The 20782-nt window shown below is 40.8% G+C and carries 12 protein-coding genes; 11 read left to right on the forward strand and 1 reads right to left on the reverse strand.

The window, feature by feature from the left end:
- Positions 1 to 5: 5 nt before the first annotated feature.
- The 10 genes from J4N25_RS19355 to J4N25_RS19400 all read left to right on the forward strand — a co-directional run bounded on the left by J4N25_RS19355 (position 6) and on the right by J4N25_RS19400 (position 14636).
- Positions 6 to 1967 carry a RagB/SusD family nutrient uptake outer membrane protein gene (locus J4N25_RS19355; protein ID WP_207423444.1) on the forward strand — a complete coding sequence of 654 codons (1962 nt, stop codon included), beginning with the start codon at positions 6 to 8 and terminating at the stop codon, positions 1965 to 1967.
- A gap of 219 nt (positions 1968 to 2186) precedes the next feature.
- Positions 2187 to 3083, forward strand: a complete 897-nt coding sequence (locus tag J4N25_RS19360; RefSeq protein WP_207423445.1) for an alpha/beta hydrolase — start codon at positions 2187 to 2189, stop codon at positions 3081 to 3083.
- A gap of 113 nt (positions 3084 to 3196) precedes the next feature.
- The gene (locus J4N25_RS19365; RefSeq protein WP_207423446.1) at positions 3197 to 5143 is read left to right on the forward strand and encodes a glycoside hydrolase family 97 protein; all 1947 of its coding nucleotides are present in this window, start codon (positions 3197 to 3199) and stop codon (positions 5141 to 5143) included.
- A 4-nt stretch (positions 5144 to 5147) separates the two neighbouring features.
- The gene (locus tag J4N25_RS19370) at positions 5148 to 5534 is read left to right on the forward strand and encodes a glycoside hydrolase N-terminal domain-containing protein (protein WP_242695950.1); all 387 of its coding nucleotides are present in this window, start codon (positions 5148 to 5150) and stop codon (positions 5532 to 5534) included.
- A gap of 354 nt (positions 5535 to 5888) precedes the next feature.
- Positions 5889 to 6731 (forward strand): sialate O-acetylesterase, encoded by an 843-nt coding sequence (locus J4N25_RS19375; RefSeq protein WP_207423447.1) that lies wholly within the window; start codon positions 5889 to 5891, stop codon positions 6729 to 6731.
- 44 nt (positions 6732 to 6775) lie between these two features.
- On the forward strand, positions 6776 to 8122 hold the full coding sequence (locus tag J4N25_RS19380) for a family 43 glycosylhydrolase (RefSeq protein WP_207423448.1): 1347 nt from the start codon (positions 6776 to 6778) through the stop codon (positions 8120 to 8122).
- 55 nt (positions 8123 to 8177) lie between these two features.
- Positions 8178 to 9530 (forward strand): glycoside hydrolase family 43 protein, encoded by a 1353-nt coding sequence (locus tag J4N25_RS19385; RefSeq protein WP_207423449.1) that lies wholly within the window; start codon positions 8178 to 8180, stop codon positions 9528 to 9530.
- Between the two features lie 43 nt (positions 9531 to 9573).
- Positions 9574 to 11613: an NPCBM/NEW2 domain-containing protein gene (locus J4N25_RS19390; protein WP_207423450.1), complete on the forward strand. Its 2040-nt coding sequence runs from the start codon at positions 9574 to 9576 to the stop codon at positions 11611 to 11613.
- A 9-nt stretch (positions 11614 to 11622) separates the two neighbouring features.
- Positions 11623 to 13557, forward strand: coding sequence for a glycoside hydrolase family 97 protein (locus tag J4N25_RS19395; RefSeq protein WP_207423451.1), 1935 nt, complete (start codon positions 11623 to 11625; stop codon positions 13555 to 13557).
- Positions 13558 to 13679: 122 nt separating this feature from the next.
- On the forward strand, positions 13680 to 14636 hold the full coding sequence (locus J4N25_RS19400) for a glycoside hydrolase family 43 protein (RefSeq protein ID WP_207423452.1): 957 nt from the start codon (positions 13680 to 13682) through the stop codon (positions 14634 to 14636).
- 107 nt (positions 14637 to 14743) lie between these two features.
- On the opposite strand, the gene J4N25_RS19405 is transcribed toward J4N25_RS19400, so the two are convergent.
- Entirely contained in the window at positions 14744 to 15826 is a 1083-nt protein-coding gene (locus J4N25_RS19405) for an endo-1,4-beta-xylanase (protein WP_207423453.1), read from the reverse strand.
- Between the two features lie 359 nt (positions 15827 to 16185).
- Here J4N25_RS19405 and J4N25_RS19410 point away from each other — a divergent pair, with 359 nt between their 5' ends.
- Positions 16186 to 20280, forward strand: a complete 4095-nt coding sequence (locus J4N25_RS19410) for a hybrid sensor histidine kinase/response regulator transcription factor (protein WP_207423454.1) — start codon at positions 16186 to 16188, stop codon at positions 20278 to 20280.
- Positions 20281 to 20782 lie beyond the last annotated feature (502 nt).

The following is a 20782-nucleotide window of genomic DNA, read 5'->3' on the forward strand; positions in this document are numbered from 1 at the left end:
CAATTATGAAACGAGTACAAATAAAATCCTTTATAGGAGCAGCAATACTCGCTATGTCCGTAGCTAGCTGTTCAAAAATATTAGAAGAGAATCCTCGAAATATATTCGACCCAACTTTCTTCAAAACAGAAAATGGTGTGCTAGGTGGTTTAACTAGCCAATATGCACATCTGCGTTATATCTACGGGCAAGCGTATTATTATAACGCAACCCAAACAGGAACTGATGAGGCCACCTGGGGGCAAAGTGCTGATGGTAACTTTAAAGACATGGACTTTTCAGGTGTAGGGCAATTAACACCGACGACTAGCCGGGCGGATGTTTTATGGGGTGCATCTTTTTCTAATATCAATACGGCAAGTGGGATAATAGAAAATGCTGCAGCGGTTGGCATTTCTGAGGCTTTAATCGCCGAAGCACGTTTTTTTCGGGCATTTGACTATTTCCATCTAGTTCAAACGTTTGGAGGCGTACCGTTAGATTTAGGAGCCGGAGAGTTAAGGTTTAATACTAATCCAGTTAGGGTTTCCAAGCGTAATACTGTCCCCGAAGTTTATACAAAAGCAGTATTTCCGGATCTCCTGAAGGCTGTGAATGATCTTCCAGTTGCTGGAAGAGTAACAGGCGGTGCCACCAAAACTCTTGCACGGCTTTATCTGGCAAAAGCATACCTTACTTATGGATGGTGGCTTCAAAATCCCAACAATATTCCAACTTACCCTGCAACCCCGCGCACTGATCCTGATGGACATGATTCTCAATGGTATTTTCAGCAGGCTTACGATGTTGCAACTACAGCTATCGATAATCCAGGTCCATTTGCTCTTCAACCGACCTACTACGATGTGAATGTTGGCACAAACGACCGAAATAAAGAGATTCTATTATATGCAGATCATACTCAGACTAGTGAGTTTTATAATGGATCAAGCTTGTCATTTGGGAGTGGAGGCGCTCCGGATAATTTTGCCAGTTGGATGATGACTTGGAACTATCCAGACCTGAGAAGTGCAACTACTCCAGGAGGAGCAGCATCTTTCGCTTCCGTTCTTCGTGAGGCAGCGCAGCCCCTAGGCCGCCCTTGGGTTAGAATGGCTCCTCCCATTGGTGTGTTTACAAACACTTTTGCCGATAAAACACTTGATTCGCGCTACGATGGAACCTTTACAACAGTATACCGTGGAAATTGGCAAAAAGCCACCCCTGGTACTCCTCCTGCACAGGCAGTTGTGTATAACGCAAATAATTTACCAGTTAGCCCGGGAGAGCCTATTTTAACTTTCTTGAATGAAGAGCCTACCGTTCCGATCACCTATCCTAGTGATGCAGGTAGAAGCAATGTTGGAGCCGGTCAATTACCCGGAAGAGCAGATTATGTAATTTCCCCAAATGGAATTAGCCGGATCGTCTATCCCGGCCTCTGGAAGCTTGGACCTTATCGTACTGATAACAACGGAGGATTAGGCCAACCAAATGCAGGAAGTACCCGTCCATTTAATATTGCTAAATTCTCAGAACTTTATTTCATTGCTGCAGAGGCAGCCGTAAAAGGAGCAACTATTAAGTCTGGTAAAAGTGCAAGAGAATTATTAAACGTAATTCGAGGACGTGCCGGTAAATGGCGTTGGGATAATAATGGAAATACAGAAAAGGTTCAGGATAATAGCGCAACTTTGATTGCTGCTACCCCAACTACTATTACTATCGATTATATTTTAGCTGAACGTTCAAGAGAATATTATGGGGAAGGGTACCGCTGGTTTGATTTAATTAGAACGCAGAAATGGAACGATTTGGCCTCAACTTATAGAATAGCAGGAACAGCTAAAGGCGATCATACTCCAGTTACTGTTACTCGTACTATTCAGCCGTTCCATTATTTACGCCCGATACCTCAGGGACAAATTGATGCTTTGGATATGAGTGCTGAAGAAAAAGCTGCATATCAAAACCCAGGCTATCAATAAAATTACATTTCTATAATAGGTTATAAATGGCTGCTCTCGGGCGGCCATTTTTATTTTCAGCCTAAATCATTTTGCCCTTTTTAACATTAGTATAAGCTTGTTGCACAAACGTAGCCTCTGTTTATACATCTCGGCATTACTTTTATTGCTCGATGAACAGACACACGGATTGCTGTTACTCAGGTACGGCTTAAGTAATCATTATTATTCTAATCAATTATGAAATACCTGCAAATTTTCTTCTTTGTCTTTCTGCTTACACCTTTTGCAAGTAATGCACAGCTTTCAGAGAAGCAAGCGCCACAACGTTTTGATAGTTTCCTTGAAAACATCCCGCATGGCACTATAGATACTGTAACCTACTCTTCGGCAACAGTTGGCACTAATCGTAATGCTTTAGTCTACACACCTCCGGGATATAAGAAAAATAAAAAATATCCTGTACTGTACCTACTGCATGGAATAGGAGGAGATGAGAAAGAATGGTTCAAGAATGGACAACCTCAAATCATTCTTGATAACCTATATTTCCAAAAAAAACTAAGTCCGATGATTGTTGTGTTACCGAATGGAAGGGCAATGAAAGATGATCGGGCGATTGGAAATATTTACGGATCGGATAAGGTTCAGGCTTTCGCCACTTTTGAAAAAGATCTGCTAAATGACCTTATCCCTTTTGTTGAAAAGAAGTATAAAGTCTTTACCGACAGGGAAAATCGTGCTATTGCTGGTTTATCCATGGGAGGGGGGCAGTCATTGAACATTGGTCTCGGTAATCTGGATAAATTTGCTTGGGTGGCTGGTTTTTCCTCTGCCCCAAATACCAGAAATCCGGAAGAGCTGTTGCCTAAACCTGAAGAAGCAACGAAGAACTTGAAATTATTATGGATCTCTTGCGGTGATCAGGATAACCTAATGCGCATTAGCGCCCGTATGCATGATTATCTTCGGAACAATAAAGTTCCTCATATCTTTTATGTTGAACCAGGTGGTCATGATTTCAAGGTTTGGAAGAACGATCTGTACATGTTTTCTCAGCTTTTGTTTAAACCGGTAAATACAGCTCTGTTTTCTCAGTATACTGTTCTCGGTTCTTCGGCATCTATTACCGATTAATAGTATTTTATCTGGTGTTGATACTGAGAATCCAAAATAATAATTCACATACGCACGCACATACACACACACTCACACACACTACACACTAGCTAACTAATCAATCTTGAACGATGAAAAAATTTTTCCTTTCAGCTATGCTGTCTTTTTTGTTCTCATCCGGGTTTTCGCAGGATGCGATGGTTTTAAGTCCAGACAAATACTTAAAGTTAAATATAACAGTGCAATCTGGCACTCCCATGTATTCTGTCATTTATAAGGGTAAAACAATACTGGAAAATTCGCCACTAGGACTTAAAACAAATGAGGGCGATTTCAGTGCCAACATGAAATATCTTGGCAAGTCCGAAGCTTCAATAAGTAAAGATTATGTTCAAGATAAGATAAAGAGATCTGAGGTAAAATACCGTGCTAATAAGCTTACCTGCGTTCTGGAGAATACTCAGAAAAAGCAGATAAGTGTTGTTTTTCAGGTAAGCAATAATGATATAGCTTTCAGGTATGAATTACCTGAATGGGGAGAACGACGGTCTTGCGTTATTGAGAAGGAGACAACAGGATTCAGATTTCCTTCCTATACAACCACTTTCTTGTCTCCGATGATGCGTCCTATGACTGGTTTTGCAAGGACAGCCCCAAGCTATGAAAGTGGATATATTGCAGATGCTCCAATGGTAAAAAATAATCCGCAAAGTGGGGGATATGTATTTCCGGGACTCTTTCGCATAGGCAATAATGGTTGGGTGCTTCTTTCTGAAACTGGGGTAAGCAGCCAATATTGCGGATCACACCTCGGCGAGTGTTCAAAGGACGGTATTTATAGTATAGAATATCCGGACGTAAGGCAGAATAATGGCTTTGGCAGTACTGGGGCAGCAATCGCATTACCAGGGGCAACTCCATGGCGAACAATAACCGTTGGTGATAATCTAAAACCAATTGTTGAAACCACTATCCCATTCGATGTGGTTGATCCTTTATACGAGCCTTCCCAAAAATATAGATATGGGAAGTCTACCTGGAGTTGGATAGTATGGCAAGATAACAGTATGAACTACGAAGATCAGGTTAAATTTATTGATCTGGCAGCTAGCTTGAAGTATGAGTACATTTTGATCGACGCCCTTTGGGATACTAATATTGGGAAAGAGCGTATGAAGGACCTGATCAGTTATGCAAAATCCAAGGGAGTCGATGTATTCTTATGGTATAATTCAAACGGTCCTTTTAATGATGCTCCACAAGGACCAAGGAATAAAATGAATACCTCCATCGAGAGAAAGAAGGAGATGAATTGGCTACAGGAGGCCGGAGTTAAAGGCTTGAAAGTGGATTTCTTTGGAGGTGACAAGCAGGAAAATATGCGCTTGTATGAAGATATCCTTTCTGATGCCAACGACTATGGCCTGATGATCGTATTTCATGGAACAACTCTTCCCAGGGGATGGGAACGAATGTATCCTAATTTTGTAGGCAGTGAAGCTGTAGTTGCATCAGAGATGCTGGTTTTTGTTCAGGCAGTCAGAGAGTCCGAGGCGTATAACGCTACACTTCATCCCTTTATCAGAAACACTGTAGGAAGTATGGAATTCGGTGGCACGCTCCTCAATAAGTTCCTGGTAAAAAGTAACGAAGGTAGAAACAAACGACTAACAACTGATGCTTTCCAGCTGGCTACAGCCGTACTATTCCAAAACCCTGTGCAAATGTTTGGCCTCACTCCTAATAATCTGACAGACGTTCCTCCATTCGAAATTGAATTTATGAAGCAGGTACCAACTACCTGGGATGAAACTGTTTATATTGATGGGTATCCTGGTAAATATTGTGTATTAGCTCGCCGTAACGGTGATAACTGGTATGTGGCTGGTGTAAACGCAGAGAAAAATCCCTTAAAACTAAAAGTACAACTGCCTATGCTTGCGGGAAGAAAAGTGCGAATGATTGGCGATAGTCAGAATAAGGATCCATACCTGAAGGAAGTAGAAATTAAGAAGAATGGCCTGCTGGAGGTGGAGATGCAGTCTGGTGGAGGAATGGTTTTGGCTCCAATAAAGTAGGACGATGATTAAGAATAATTCGGGTTCCTTAGCTGAAACACTTGCTTCTCAATTAACAAGAGGTTTTTTAACTATCATCTTGATTTTATTTCTGATTAATAGGCAAATATATGCCCAAAATTTGTCAAACTCATCGCAACATTCCTCTTTAAAACTTTGGTACAACAAACCTTCAGGCAAGGTATGGGAAAATGCGTTACCTATAGGAAATGGAAGGCTGGGAGCTATGGTTTATGGGAATGTTGAGACAGAGACGATTCAAATGAACGAGCACACACTTTGGAGCGGAGGTCCCAATCGCAATGATAATCCTAGTGCTTTGGATTCCCTAGAGGCAATACGAAAGCTCTTTTTTGAAGGAAAACAGAAGCGAATGAGGTCAACCGCTTAAGTCTCCTGGTATTAAGTTAAAAGTTGCTTCAGGTCAGAATAGCAATCCTTTTTATAGAGTTCCCGCAACCCCGGATCCGGTTGTCTCTCCAAAAGCAACTTTTGTAGTTCCTCCGCTTGAAGGTACTGTAGTATTTGATGTAGCTACACTGGCTGGCAATGAATATACTTTCTATGCCCGGGAATAACATATTTACTCCTTGACTTTCAAAAGAATGATGAAGCGTTATTTTTAAAATAAATTTTGGCCCTTTTAACAAAAGTGATATTCATTTTCACATTTGTCCCCCTTCAGCAATAGCTGTTCAAATAGCTTTGCTTTAAAACTAACTCTGCTTACCGTTATAAACAAGAAATGAAACGAATACGTGTTGTAGTTGCTTTTTTAGCATTTTTATCATCTAGCCTGGATTGCTTTTCACAAGACTCGAAATTCTATATATTCTTATGTCTCGGACAATCGAATATGGAGGGAAATGCCAAATTTGAACCTATTGATACTCTGGTTGATCCACGCTTCCAGGTTCTTGAAGCAGTTGATTGCCCTGCTTTAAAGAGAACCAAGGGCAGTTGGTACCCGGCTGTTCCTCCCTTGGCAAGGTGTAAAACAGGTCTAACACCTGCCGATTATTTCGGTCGCACTCTTATAGAGAATCTGCCTAAAGATGTAAAAGTAGGGGTAATTAATGTCGCTGTAGGTGGCTGTAAAATAGAATTATTTGATAAAGATAATTATCAGTCTTATGTTTCCTCTGCTCCAAATTGGTTGCAAAACACTGTAAAAGAATATGATGGAAACCCTTACGGCCGACTTGTAGAGATGGCCAAGCTGGCACAAAAGAAGGGGGTAATAAAAGGCATCCTACTACATCAGGGCGAATCAAATACTAATGATGCTACCTGGCCCGGAAAAGTTAAAAATGTATACAATAACCTCTTGAATGATTTGAATCTTCAATCAGGTTCTGTTCCTCTCCTGGCTGGAGAAGTGGTTCATGCAGACCAGGGAGGTATCTGTGCTAGTATGAATAAAATTATCGCCACCCTTCCTGAAGTTATCCCTAATTCTTATGTGATTTCGTCAAGTGGCTGTGAAGACACAACTGACAATCTTCATTTTTCAGCTGCAGGATACAGGGAGCTTGGAAAAAGATATGGATTAAAAATGCTTTCCCTGCTAGGGTATAAGTTGAAATAGCCCTAGAAATACCATTAAGTGCAATAAAATAGCTGACCGTTAAAATGTTCAAAAATATATTCAGGAGAAGTCTTTCGGCAATCTTAGTGCTTCTTGCTAGTACCCTATTTGCCCAAAATCCTTTTATTACTAACCAATTTACCGCAGATCCCACTGCCCGGGTTTTTGGCGATAGAGTGTATGTTTATCCGTCACATGATATCCCACCAGCTCCGGGAAAAGGCCGTCCTAACTGGTTCGTTATGGAGGATTATCACGTCTTTTCTTCCGGCAATCTTGTCGACTGGACTGATCATGGTATGATCGTTCATCAAAATAAGGTTCCATGGGTAAAACCTGAGAGCTATAGTATGTGGGCTCCCGACTGTATTTACCGGAATGGTAAATACTATTTTTACTTTCCCAGCACCCCTGCTGATACAAATGCAAATGGTAAAGGTTTTACAATAGGAGTAGCCGTTGCTGACAAACCTACAGGACCATTTGTACCTCAGGCAACACCAATAAAGAATGTTAAGGGTATTGATCCTAATGTTTTTATAGACAAAGATGGCCAGGCCTATCTGTACTGGTCGCAAGGAAATATTTATGGGGCAAAGCTTAAGGAGAATATGCTAGAGTTAGCTTCAGAACCTATTGTTCTTCAGGATCTTCCTACCAAGGGTTTAAAAGAAGGACCCTTCCTCTTTGAGCGTAACGGAATTTATTACATGACCTACCCGCATGTAGAGAATAGGATTGAAAGGCTGGAATATGCTGTAGGAAACAATCCTCTCGGTCCGTTCAAGTTTGCCGGAGTCATCATGGATGAATCGCCTACTGGTTGTTGGACCAACCATCATTCCTTTATACAATTTAAAAACCAATGGTATTTATTTTATCATCATAACGATCTGTCGCCCAAATTCGATAAAAATAGGTCGATAAGGGTAGATAGTCTGTTTTTCAACGAAGATGGTACAATTCGAAAAGTAATTCCAACATTAAGAGGCGTAGGCTTGAGCAATGCCAGAAAAGTAATACAAATAGACCGTTATTCAGAGGTAAGCGAACAAGGTATTACAGTGGATTTTCTGGATACCGCAAGCCGCATGAAGGGCTGGAAAGTTAATTTTAACCAAAAAGATGCTTGGGTCAGGTATAACTCAGTAGACTTCAATAATACAAACCTGAAAAAGTTGATAATTCGCAACTTGGCAGCAGAAGATGCTTTACTCGAACTTCGAGCAGACGGTAAAAATGGACCTTTGATTGGGCAAATAGTCCTTAAAAAATCAGGAGGCTGGAGGGAAAATGGGTTCTCAGCAAAAGCTCCCAAAGGAGTCCATGATCTTTATATAATTATGAAAAGCTCTGCACCTGTGTCAGTTGACTGGCTACGCTTTCAATAACTTAAATTCCATGCTCTTGACACACACAAAAAAAAAACACACAACGAATATAATAATGGATAAAAGAAAAATATGCCTTTCGATGATTGGGCTGTTCATACAATTAGTTACAAAAGCTCAAAATCCTATTATACAAACCATTTACACTGCAGATCCGGCACCTATGGTTTATAACGATACTGTCTATCTATATACAGGTCACGATGAGGATAAATCGACCTGGTTTACAATGAAGGATTGGAGATGCTATACTTCTACAGATATGGTAAACTGGACTGATCGCGGATCACCTTTATCGCTCAAAACATTTAGCTGGGCCAAGAAGGACGCATGGGCAGGGCAGTGTATTCCTAGAAATGGTAAATTCTATTGGTATGTACCTATGAACCACGAAACGATGGGGATGTCTATTGGTGTGGCTGTCTCTGATAGTCCTACCGGTCCATTTAAAGATGCCATTGGCAGGCCTCTAGTGCATAGTGGTAATGGAGATATAGACCCAACTGTTTTTATTGACGAGGACGGACAGGCATATCTCTATTGGGGAAATCCCTATCTCAAATATGTTAAGTTGAATGAAGACATGGTCTCGTATTCTGGCGAAGTAGTAACGGTGCCATTGAATAAGGAAGGATTCAATGTACGATACAAAGATGTAGATAAAAGACCCTCAGCATACGAAGAGGGTCCCTGGATTTATAAACGAAATAACTTGTATTACATGCATTATGCAGCCGGTGGAGTTCCTGAGCATCTTGCTTATTCAACCAGCAGAAGTGCAACAGGACCTTGGGTTTACCGCGATACTATAATGCGTGTAATTGGCAAAGGAGGTGCTTTCACAAATCATCCTGGCGTAATCGATTACAAGGGAAGATCATTCTTTTTTTACCACAATGGGGCTTTGCCTGGTGGCGGAGGTTTTACCCGATCGGTGTGTTTAGATGAGTTTCAGTATAATGAAGATGGAAGTATTCCACGTATCTCTCCTACAAAAGAAGGTGTAAAACCTGTGAAAAATCTTGATCCATTCATCCGGCAGGAGGCCGCAACTATTGCCTGGGAAGAAGGGGTTGAAACAGAGCGCAGTACAGAAGTGGGAGTATATGTAACCGAGATCAGCAATGGGGATTTTATCAAAGTGAGAAGTGTTGATTTCAAAAAGGGGGCAAAAAAGTTTGAGGCGAGTATAGCTTCGGCTTCAAATGGAACGATTGAAATTTATGCCGATAAGTTAGACGGAGAATTATTGGGTGTCTGTAATTTGAAGGATACAGGAGGGCTGGAGAAATGGGCAACGCTTTCAAGTAAAGTCAAAAAAATAGGAGGTGTCCACGACTTGTACTTTGTTTTCAAAGTTAAAGATGAAAGATCGTTCAATTTCAACTGGTGGAAGTTTCGAAAATAATCTATACACCTCACTTCTACTTTAATTCTATACTTGACAAAGAATGAATAATTCAAGAAAAAATATAGTAAGGCTTGCCCTTGCTTTCATAATAGCTTTTATCACAAGTCAGAGTGCCGCTCACGCTCAAACAGTTTGGTTAGACCAATTAGATCTTAGTGCGGCCACTCAAGGCTATGGTGTGCCCAGGAAAAATAAGACTGTAGACGGTAATATAATGAAGATTTCGGGCCAAACCTTTGAGAGAGGGTTCGGTACTCATGCGGAGAGCTCTCTTCAAATTCAATTGGACGGAAAAGCAAGTTTATTTACTGCATGGGTGGGTGTTGATGATGAAATGAAAGATCACCAGCCAGCGGTAGAATTTGTGGTTTATGGCGATGGTAAGAAGCTGTGGTCCAGTGCCGTAATGCGGGTAGGCGACGTGGCCCGGCCTTGTACTGTTAAAGTTTCAGGAGTAAAAAGGCTAGAACTTTTAGTAACAGATGGAGGTAACGGCAACTATTATGACCATGCCAATTGGGCAGATGCTAAATTTGAAACGACAGGTGTTACTTCTTTTGCTACTTATAATCCTGTTTCCAGCGAAGCCTACATTTTAACTCCGAAACCCTCTGCAAAACCAAAAATAAACAGCGCGACTGTATTCGGCGTACGTCCAGGTTCTCCATTTCAATTCAGAATTCCTGCCACCGGAGATCGGCCAATGACTTTTTCAGCTACGGGTTTACCACAGGGACTAAAACTTGATCCTAAAACGGGATTAATTGTTGGCAAACTAACGAAGGCTGGAACTTATCTTGTTCAGTTAAAAGCAAAAAACGCAAAGGGTATTGCAGAAAAAGGATTACGTGTTGTATGCGGAGAAAAGATTGCATTAACACCTCCAATGGGTTGGAATAGTTGGAACTGCTTCGCAGGGGAGGTTTCTGCAGACAAAGTTAAACGAGCAGCAGAGGTAATGGTGAAGTCTGGATTGGTAAACCATGGTTGGACCTATGTCAATATAGACGATTTCTGGCAAAACCATCGGGATTCCAAAGATCCTTCCCTTCAAGGGAAGCTTCGTGACGAGTCAGGTTATATATTACCCAACAAGAGATTTCCAGATATGAAAGGCCTCGCGGATTATGTACACAATCTTGGTCTAAAAATTGGCATTTATTCCAGTCCTGGCCCATGGACCTGTGGTGGATGTGCCGGCAGCTACGGGTTCGAAAAGCAAGATGCCGAAAGCTATGCAAAATGGGGCTTCGACTATTTGAAATACGATTGGTGCAGCTACGGCAATGTTATCAACGGAATGCCGGAGAATGATCCGTACAAGGTGAGTTCGCTGTCCTACCAGGGAGGGAATCAGTTGTCTACTGCGGTTAAACCCTTTAAGCAAATGGGTGACTATCTACTTCAGCAACCAAGAGATATTGTGTTCAGCTTATGCCAGTACGGAATGTCTGATGTTTGGAAATGGGGCGGCTCTGTTGGTGGCACCAGCTGGCGCACTACCAATGACATTACAGACACCTGGACCAGCGTAAAAAATATCGCGTTAGATCAGGATAAATCTGCACCTTATGCTAAACCGGGTAATTGGAATGATCCGGACATGCTGGTAGTGGGCACAGTGGGATGGGGAAATCCTCATCCTACAAAGCTGAAGCCCGACGAACAATATTTGCACTTTAGCCTTTGGAGTCTTTTTTCTGCACCTCTGCTCATTGGGTGCGATATGGAAAAGCTGGACGATTTTACCCTGAATCTCCTAACCAATGATGAGGTGATTGCAATTAATCAGGACGCACTTGGTAAACAAGCAACTTGCCTTCAAACTATAGGTGAATTAAAGATCTATGTAAAGGAACTTGAAGACGGAGGGCGTGCGGTGGGGTTCTGTAATTTCGGTCAGGAAATAGTAGACATTCCCTTTAAAGATCTTCAAATACTGGGTATAACAGGTAAACAAAGGGTGCGCGACGTTTGGCGTCAAAAAGACATAGCGGTAATAAGCTCTGATAAAGAAGCGCTATCAGTTAAAGTTCCTGTACATGGTGTAGCCTTATACAAATTCACCTCCTTCAAATAATTGCTGAAGATGAAAACTTGTATTACGGCTCTGATCCTATTATTTGCTTTTAGTATTCAATGTTCATCGGCACAGCATCTAATGATTCAATCGCCGAATAAGAAGAATATTGTGGGCCTGTATTTGCAGGAAAACGGCAAGCAATCACAATGGTACTTAAAGGTTTCGCGGATCGAAAGTGGGATAAGGAAAGAAGTTATCCAGCAAATAAACCTGGGTCTGAAAAGGAGTGATCAGGATTTTGCATCGACGCTGAAATTCCTTAGGAAGGGGAAACAACAACTGATTACCGAAAGGTATTCCGCACTGCATGGAAAAAAGTCCTTATTTGCAAATTCCGCAAATGAGCTAACGATTTTTTTTGAGAATTCGGTAAAGGGGAAACTGAATGTGATCGTGCGTGCCTATGATGACGGAGTGGCTTTTCGCTACCAATTTCCCGACAAGAGTGGAAGTTATGTTGTAGAAGATGAATTGACATCTTACATCATTCCAAAGGAAACAAAGCGTTGGATGGAGAAATGGAACCCTGCCAATGAGGGATTATATACTTTTATGAGCGATGATAAGGTTCAGCAGCAGGAGTGGTGCTACCCTGCACTATTTCAGACTAAAGATCCCTCGAACTGGTATTTACTCCACGAAGCGGACCTTGATCGGAACTATTGCGGTACCAAACTAAGTAATATTTCTCAAGGGGATAAGTATAAACTTACTTTTCCTGATCAACGGGATGGGAGGGGGCAGGGTGCTTCCAAGCCAACCATTAGCCTTCCCTGGAAGTCTCCATGGAGAGTTATAATCATAGGAACTCTTCAAGACATTGTTTCTTCAACTTTGGTTGATGATGTTTCTGCACCTTCTGTTTTAAAAAATACTGCCTGGATCAAACCCGGTAAAGTGTCATGGAACTATTGGTCGAGCAATCACGGTACCAAAGATTATAAGATAGTAACCGGCTTTGCTGATCTGGCTGTAGAAATGAATTGGCCTTACACGCTTTTAGATTGGGAGTGGGATTCGATGACCAACGGTGGAAATGTTGAAGATGCAGCTAAATACATCCTATCAAAAGGTATTAGACCCCTCATATGGTATAATTCCGGAGGTAATCATACCTGGGTCTCGTCTACCCCAAAAGACCGGATGCTAAACCATGAAAACCGCGTTGTTGAATTTACCAAACTCAAAAAAATGGGATTTGCGGGGGTGAAGATCGACTTCTTTGAAAGTGAAAAGCAGGAGATGATCAAATATTATCTGGATATTCTGGATGACGCAGCAAAATTTGAGATGATGGTTTATTTTCACGGATGCCTTGTACCTCGTGGCTGGGCCAGAACCTATCCGCATTTAATGACTTACGAAGGGGTTCGAGGGGCCGAGTGGTATAACAACGGTCCTGAATTTACCCTTTCCGCATCTGAACATAATACTATCCTTCCTTTTACAAGGAATGTAGTCGGAGCAATGGATTATACACCCGTTACGTTCACCAACTCCCAGTTTCCTCACGTTACCTCCTACGGCCACGAGCTGGCTTTGGCTGTAGTCTTTGAATCCGGGCTGCAGCACCTGGCAGACAGGCCTGAAGGCTATCTTCAGCTGCCAGAGTTTGCCCGCTCATTTCTTAAAGCCGTGCCAAACACCTGGGACCAAACTTTATTATTAGATGGCTTTCCAGGTAGAGATGTGACTATTGCACGTCGGAAAAATAGAACTTGGTATGTGGGGGGGCTGAATGCTGAAATTAGGGAGAAGAAAAAGGTGCTTGATCTTTCTTTCCTGCCGAGGGGTACAAAATATAGCCTCAACCTGATTGCCGATGGACAACATGATAAGGCTTTCGAAAACAGGCTAATACTTGTTGACTCTTCATCTAAGGTAGATGTGAGGCAGCTTCGTAGAGGAGGTTTTGTCGCAACAATAACGCCTGTTAATTAAAAAAAATCTGGAAAGACAATTATTAATAGGGGAGGTACCACAAACTAGGGGAAAATCAAAGTTGGCGAAGATCATTAGCGTGCCCATAGCAATTAGTAAATGCAATAACCATACATATAAACATGAATAAGGTATTTCTGACAATGGCGCTTGCCAGCTTTACAGCTGGAGGGCTGAAGGCTCAAAACCCCATAATTAAAAACATTTTTACTGCTGATCCTGCACCGATCGTACATAAGGGAACAGTCTACCTGTATACTGGGCATGATACAGCTTCCGTAACTGCTACAAATTACAAAATGCCTGATTGGCATGTATTCTCCTCCAGGGACATGAAGAATTGGAAGGACCATGGTGCTTTATTGTCTCCTAAAACATTTTCCTGGGCCACAGGAGATGCCTATGCAGCTCAGTGCATCGAGAGGAATGGAAAGTTTTACTGGTTCGTATCTACGTTTCACAAAAGCGATAGCGTAAGCAAAGGTGGCGCAGCTATTGGAGTAGCTGTTTCAGATAAGCCTACGGGGCCGTTTAAAGATGCGATAGGAAAAGCCCTTGTAATCAATGAAATGACTAAGGATATGAAGCATGCCTGGGATGATATTGACCCTACTGTCTTTGTTGATGACGACGGCCAGGCGTACATGTTTTGGGGAAATGGAAGTTGCAAATGGGTGAAGCTTAAAAAGAGTATGACTGAATTGGATGGTCCTATTACCGCCTTTAAGCCTCAGAATTATATTGAAGGTCCATGGGTTTACAAAAGGAAGGACCTGTACTACCTGGTATATGCGAGTGCTGGTACTAAACCTGAGATGATCGAGTATTGTACAGCAACTAATCCTGCTGGTCCCTGGACTTACAGAGGGATTATCCAGGAGAATGTTCCTAACAGCTTTACTACCCATCCCGGAATCGTTGATTTCAAAGGTAAGTCCTATTTCTTCTATCATAATGGAGCTCTCCCTACCGGAGGTAGTTACAGGCGTTCTATATGCGTAGATTATATGTATTACAATGAAGATGGTACAATTCAAAAGATTGTACAAACCGCCAACGGCGTTGATGCTGTTAAATAGTAAAATTCAGTTAATTGTAAGGTAGAGGAGGATAGCATTTAATTTGAAGACTGTAAATATTTGCAGGTGCTTTAATGTACCTGCAAATATTTTTTTTACTAATTCACCTAGAACTTAACCACTTCCCAGTAAGCTTTTTTAGGCTTGAGTTCCTGGTCAAATAACAGAGGATAGTTTTTTCTACCACGACCATCCAGCCAGGTGTACTTATCTGATACATTCCAGAAAGTAACACCCGTTATGTTCTTCTTGTATTTCCGGAAAACATCAAAAACCATCTTGTACTTTTCAAGCTGCTGTTGTTCCATCTCAGCGGTAAACTCCGCTTTTTGCTGTTGTTGCTGTTGTCCCTGGATCAATTGCCCTCCTTGTCGGCCGCTATAAACCGATATATCAAGCTCGGTAAACTGTATCTGCAGACCAAGCGATGAAAACATCTCAATAGATTTTTCCAGCTCTTGGCGAGTAGGGGTGGAGACAGACCAGTGAGCCTGAAGACCAACACCATGAACCGGAATACCCTTTTCTTTTAGTCCTTTAAGGAGTTTGTAAATCTTATCCCGTTTTGCAGGTATCTCAGTATTATAATCGTTATAAAAAAGCACAGCATCAGGATCGGCAGCGTGTGCATATTCAAATGCTTTTTCTATAAACTCTTCTCCTGTGATTTCAGTCCATTTCGATTTACGGAGATATTCTGGCCCGTCTGCAATAGCTTCATTAACAACATCCCATGCATAGATTTTTCCTTTATAGCGTGAGACAACAGTGTTTATATGGCTCTCTAATCTTTGAAGAAGTATTTCTTTACTAACATTATTTCCGGCTGAGTCGGTGAATAACCAGTTGGGCGTTTGTGCATGCCAGCAAAGGGTGTGGCCGCGGACCTTTAACTTATTTCTTATAGCAAAATTAACAATAGTATCGGCGTCCCTCCAGTAGTACCTGTCTTCTCGGGGATGAATAGGACCCATTTTCATTGCATTTTCAGGCGTAACACTGTTAAACTCATTGATGATTAGATTTGATTCACCTGAGCTAAAATCTGCGGGTCTCACCGCTACTCCTATAGGAAAATATTTTTTGTAATAGTCTTTTAGACCTTTGTTGTCTTTATAGTTATTCGCGGCAATAAAAAGAAGCGACGTTGAGGCCATGAACAGAGTAAGTTTTCGTATGTGTGTCTTCATGAAACAAAAATAATTTCAGTGAATGCAGGAGGATGCTTGGTTTTCACAAATTTAGGGTGCAGATGTTTAAGTTGTTTTTTTCTCACCATTTCTTACCTTCCAAAAACCATAGTTTTGTATTCCAGAGCTTGGCCTAACCTTGATTTTATACGGATTATTGAACATTTGTGCTACCTTTTAGAACAATAACATCATAGCTTTATATCAGTCGGCGGCTATTTTTACAAAATTGGTAATCCGTGTCGACACCATCGAATTAGCCAGTTTAAAACGTACTTTCGCATAAGGATGTTGTATTTTCATCTTTAAAAGCACACTGTACTTAACCAATTAATGATCGAAGAAAACGATAGTTTGAGATGTTGAAGCTGCCATACTTTTATTTCCTTGTTTTTTTTACTGCTTTATCAACCGAGATTAATGCTCAGGGAAGCGAATTGAATTTTATGAACTTCGGCAGCAGGGAGGGGCTATCATCTAACATTGTTACCGCAATGTTGAAAGATAAGTTTGGCTATATGTGGTTTGGGACGGATGATGGTTTGAATAAGTTTGACGGAAAGCAATTTACGGTTTACAGGCACAGTGAAAAGGACTCTTCAAGTATCATTTCCAATGAAATTCTTGATTTACATGAAGACGAAAAGGGAAATCTCTGGATAGCTACAGAAACAGGAATTTCACTTTATAATCGCAAAATGGATTCATTCATTAATTTCAATAAGGTCATAAGTCTCCCAATCATTTCTGTAACCAGCGTGAATGGTAAACTATGGTTAGCAAGTTATAGTGGTTTGATCCTTTTTAATCCAGATAATAGAAAAGCATCCCCTTTCCCAGTCAAAAATAATGCAGATCAAGCATTAGTCTCTAAGGCTATAGGACGAATCTTTAAAGATAGGAATAATCAAATATGGATCGGCACAGGTACAGGCTTGTATCTTTTTCAAAGTAAGTCAGGTACGTTCAAGCGCTACTTTCACTCCGAAAATGAAGGTACAAGTTTAGCAAACAACTCCGTATCTGCAATTGCCCAGGATAAAAGTGGCAATATTTGGGTGGGAACAAATAATGGCTTGAGTAAACTTTCCCCGGGGAGTAATAATTTTTTCACCTTTAGGCAAAGCTCAGACAGACGATCTTTAAATAGCAATCTTATTTATTCAATTGCGGCAGCGAAGGATGGAAAAATTTGGGTCGGAACAGAAGGAGGACTGAATATTCTGAATCCTGCTACTGGTGAGGTAGAACGTGTAGAGAGGGATTTAAGAAATCGGTATAGCTTAATAGGAAAGGCTGTAAAATGTATACTTATTGACAGAGATGATATTTGCTGGGTTGGAACATTTAGGGGGGGGATTAATAAGTACGATAGAAACCTCGCCTTTTTCAACCTTCGCCAAAGCAATCCTTTTGATCCTGCAGGACTAAGTGCCCCTGTTGTTACCTCCTTTGCAAAAGTTTCAGAAGCTGGCATTTATGTGGGAACAGATGGTGGGGGTCTAAATTACTTCGATCTTAGAACCGGTCTTTTTCGTAAAGTGAAAATAGATGAAGGGGGAAAGGGTAATGCGATCTTAACCATGGAAAGCGTAGGAGATGAAATTTGGATAGGTACTTTTCTTAACGGGGTATTTGTCTATAATACAAAGACGGGTAGCACGAGACACGTAACCGCAGGTCTTAGTCCCGAAAATATAAGTGGTACGGATGTTTTTTGTATAAGGAAAGATAGTAGAGGCAATGTGTGGATTGGAACAAATGGCCAGGGTGTGAACATGTACGACAGCTCCAAGAAAATCTTTCGCCGTTTCAGTAAGTATGAAAAAGGGAATAATTTCATTCAGCTTAACGGATACATCCGCGCAATTGAGGAAGATCATGACGGAAATATTTTAATTGGTTCTCGCGGGGCTGGTATTTCAGTTTATAATCCATTCACCGGCCAATCACAATTATTAAATAGAAGAAACAGTAGGTTACCAAAGGATAACATCAACACCATTTTAGTTAGTTCTAATGGCACTATGTGGGTTGGAATGAGCGAGGGAGGGTTGGCTTACTTTGATACGAAGAAAAAGGAATTCGTCGCTTATACTGAAAAAGATGGACTTCAAAATGAGGCCATCTATAAGATTCTTGAAGATAATTCTGGAAAAATATGGGTGAGTACTAATAAAGGGGTGAGTAGCTTTGACCCTAAATCGAAGAAATTTAAAAATTACTCATACTATAATGGACTTCAGAGAAGCCCATTTGTATTAGGCGCTGGGCTAAAACTCTCAGATGGTACCATGTTTTTCGGGGGAATTGATGGGTTTAATTATGTTAATCCTGCTCGACTACACTCTAATAGAATTATTCCCCGGGTAGTATTAACCGATCTTAGGATTGCGAATAGAAGCATAGTGCCTTCCGAAGGTTCTGAAATTAAGGAACATATTTCGGTAGCCAGAGAAATTGAAATAGACTATAAACAAAATTTTTCCTTAAGTTTTACCGCCCTTAACTTCACCTCTCCACACGAGAATAGGTACATGTACAAAATGGAGAGGTTTGAGAGGGATTGGAATAATGTAGGCGCTAATAATACCGCTGTATATACAAACTTGGACCCGGGAAAGTATACCTTCTATGTCAAAGCTGTAAGCGAATCAGGTGAGTGGAAAAGCCCCGTTACCTCTATTGTTGTTTATGTACGTCCGCCTTTTTGGAGAACATACTATGCTTATGCATTTTATATTTTATTAGCTGCTTCTATTTTGTGGTATACCCGCAGACGCGGTATTAAGAAATTGGAAGCTAAGTTTTCGCTTGAGCAAGAACGTCTCCAAGTGCAGCAGTTGATAGAGCAGGAGCGTCGTGAAGCTGAACGACTTCATGAGTTTGATCAGCTTAAAATCAAGTTTTTAACTAATTTAAGTCACGAATTTCGTACCCCTATTTCACTTATCATGGGACCCGTAGAACAGCTATTACAGCAGGAGAGTGTCCGTCAAAAAGCAGATAAGTTGAATATGGTTCGCAGGAATGCTCGAAGACTTTTAAACCTTGTAAATCAGTTGCTGGATTTCAGGAACATGGAGGAGAAGGAATTGAAATTGAATACTACTGAAGGTGATTTTATTGCATTTGCCCGGGATGTGGCTGAATCTTTCCGGGACCTTTCAGCAAGAAAACAAATCAATTTTGAATTTAGAAGTGACCTAAAATATTACTTTACACTTTTTGATCACGAGAAGGTGGAGCGGGTTCTGTTTAATCTCCTGTCGAACGCGTTTAAATTTACTTTGCAAGGTGGAGAGGTTGTATTGAAGATTGAAAGAGCTGATAATGCCACTGGATTAAAAATATGTCTTACTGACACGGGGATTGGAATCGAGGAAGACGCTCGTGACAGAATATTTGAACGCTTCTTTCAAACCAATGCTAGTTCAGCGATTCTTAATCAGGGAAGCGGGATTGGATTGTCTATAACAAAGGAATTTGTAAAAATGCACGGTGGAACTATTGAGGTCGAAAGTATTTCGGGGAAAGGTTCAACTTTCACTATTCACTTTCCTTTCGAAAGTATAAAGGACGAAAGTCCCGTAGAATCAAATTTCACAGTACAACCACACGATCTCATTGACACTGTACCAAACGAGGACTCAGCAATACCGTATGCCCAACTACCCGTAATTCTCTTGGTGGAAGACAATGATGATTTTCGCTTTTATCTGAAAGATAATTTGAAAACGTTTTATCGAATTGTTGAAGCAACGAACGGTAAAGAAGGTTGGCAAAAGGTTCTATCTTCTCATCCTCAATTAGTCGTCAGTGATATAAGCATGCCTCTTGTTAGCGGGATAGATCTTTGTAAGAAGATAAAGGCAGATAAAAGGACAAGTCATATTCCAGTATTATTACTAACTGCTCTAACTGGAGAAGAAACCCAGTTAGAGGGGTTAGAAACGGGGGCAAATGATTATATGACGAAACCCTTTAATTTTGAGATACTTAATGTAAAAATCCGGAATCTGCTTACATTAAATGAGCGCCTGAAGAATACCTACACTAAGCAATTAAAAGTATCAGCTCCAGAAGTTAAGGTTGAATCAGATAATGAGAAACTTTTAAGTAAAGTAATTCAATATATAGATACTAACCTTACAAATCCACAACTGTCAGTCGAAGATTTGAGTAAAAAGGTTGGAATGAGCAGAGGGTCACTGTATACAAAGGTTTTAGAACTAACAGGGGAAACGCCGGTCGAATTTATTCGTTCAGTCAAGCTTGACAGAGCTGCAGTTCTTCTTGAAAAAAGTGATATGAACATAGCTCAGGTTAGTTATTCTGTTGGATTTTCTACGCCAAATTATTTCGCCAGGGCCTTTAAAACTAAGTTCAATATGTTGCCGTCTGAGTATATTCAGTTAAAGCGCAGTGAAAGAACAAAGAATGAGGTGAAATAGAGAGGTTTAGATCTTTTTGAAATAAGGTTATGCGTTTTTTGTTGGGGAGACTTCGGTTTCCCTTTTTTAGTTTTAGGTACTGATCTTTCTATTCCCTTCCAGGGAGTTCAAAGTTTAAATTGGAATTTATAAGGAAAGTCATTGCCAGGTTTAATAGCACTAGAATAACCTATGGAACAAATGTTCTAAAGGTCTGATTCTTTTTAGGAGAACTTATCGTACTAGTGCTAATAAAGCTTAAGTAAACCATGATCTCAAGCAGAAATGTTATCATTTATAAAATAGTAATTGGGAAAATCCATTTCCAGACCAAAATATGCATGTAAGGAGCTTCAGCCGAAGTTTGTAGATGATAATTGAACATATTGGGTCTTATTTTGAACAATTGTGCCATTTGCAAAAATGGTATGTCTCTACTTTAGATTTATCAAGTCGGGAATAAAAGTCCTTCTAATTGTACCAGGCAGTCTTAGTGCTGTTAGCCGCGGGGTCAGAAGGAAGC

The organism is Desertivirga brevis (assembly GCF_017355835.1).

Excerpts from the sequence above, each read along its gene's own strand:
- J4N25_RS19410 (WP_207423454.1), top strand. The coding sequence starts at position 16,186 with ATGTTGAAGCTGCCATACTTTTATTTCCTTGTTTTTTTTACTGCTTTA.
- J4N25_RS19370 (WP_242695950.1), top strand. The coding sequence starts at position 5,148 with ATGATTAAGAATAATTCGGGTTCCTTAGCTGAAACACTTGCTTCTCAA.
- J4N25_RS19375 (WP_207423447.1), top strand. The coding sequence starts at position 5,889 with ATGAAACGAATACGTGTTGTAGTTGCTTTTTTAGCATTTTTATCATCT.
- J4N25_RS19360 (WP_207423445.1), top strand. The coding sequence starts at position 2,187 with ATGAAATACCTGCAAATTTTCTTCTTTGTCTTTCTGCTTACACCTTTT.
- J4N25_RS19400 (WP_207423452.1), top strand. The coding sequence starts at position 13,680 with ATGAATAAGGTATTTCTGACAATGGCGCTTGCCAGCTTTACAGCTGGA.
- J4N25_RS19390 (WP_207423450.1), top strand. The coding sequence starts at position 9,574 with ATGAATAATTCAAGAAAAAATATAGTAAGGCTTGCCCTTGCTTTCATA.
- J4N25_RS19365 (WP_207423446.1), top strand. The coding sequence starts at position 3,197 with ATGAAAAAATTTTTCCTTTCAGCTATGCTGTCTTTTTTGTTCTCATCC.
- J4N25_RS19395 (WP_207423451.1), top strand. The coding sequence starts at position 11,623 with ATGAAAACTTGTATTACGGCTCTGATCCTATTATTTGCTTTTAGTATT.
- J4N25_RS19355 (WP_207423444.1), top strand. The coding sequence starts at position 6 with ATGAAACGAGTACAAATAAAATCCTTTATAGGAGCAGCAATACTCGCT.
- J4N25_RS19380 (WP_207423448.1), top strand. The coding sequence starts at position 6,776 with ATGTTCAAAAATATATTCAGGAGAAGTCTTTCGGCAATCTTAGTGCTT.
- J4N25_RS19385 (WP_207423449.1), top strand. The coding sequence starts at position 8,178 with ATGGATAAAAGAAAAATATGCCTTTCGATGATTGGGCTGTTCATACAA.
- J4N25_RS19405 (WP_207423453.1), bottom strand. The coding sequence starts at position 15,826 with ATGAAGACACACATACGAAAACTTACTCTGTTCATGGCCTCAACGTCG.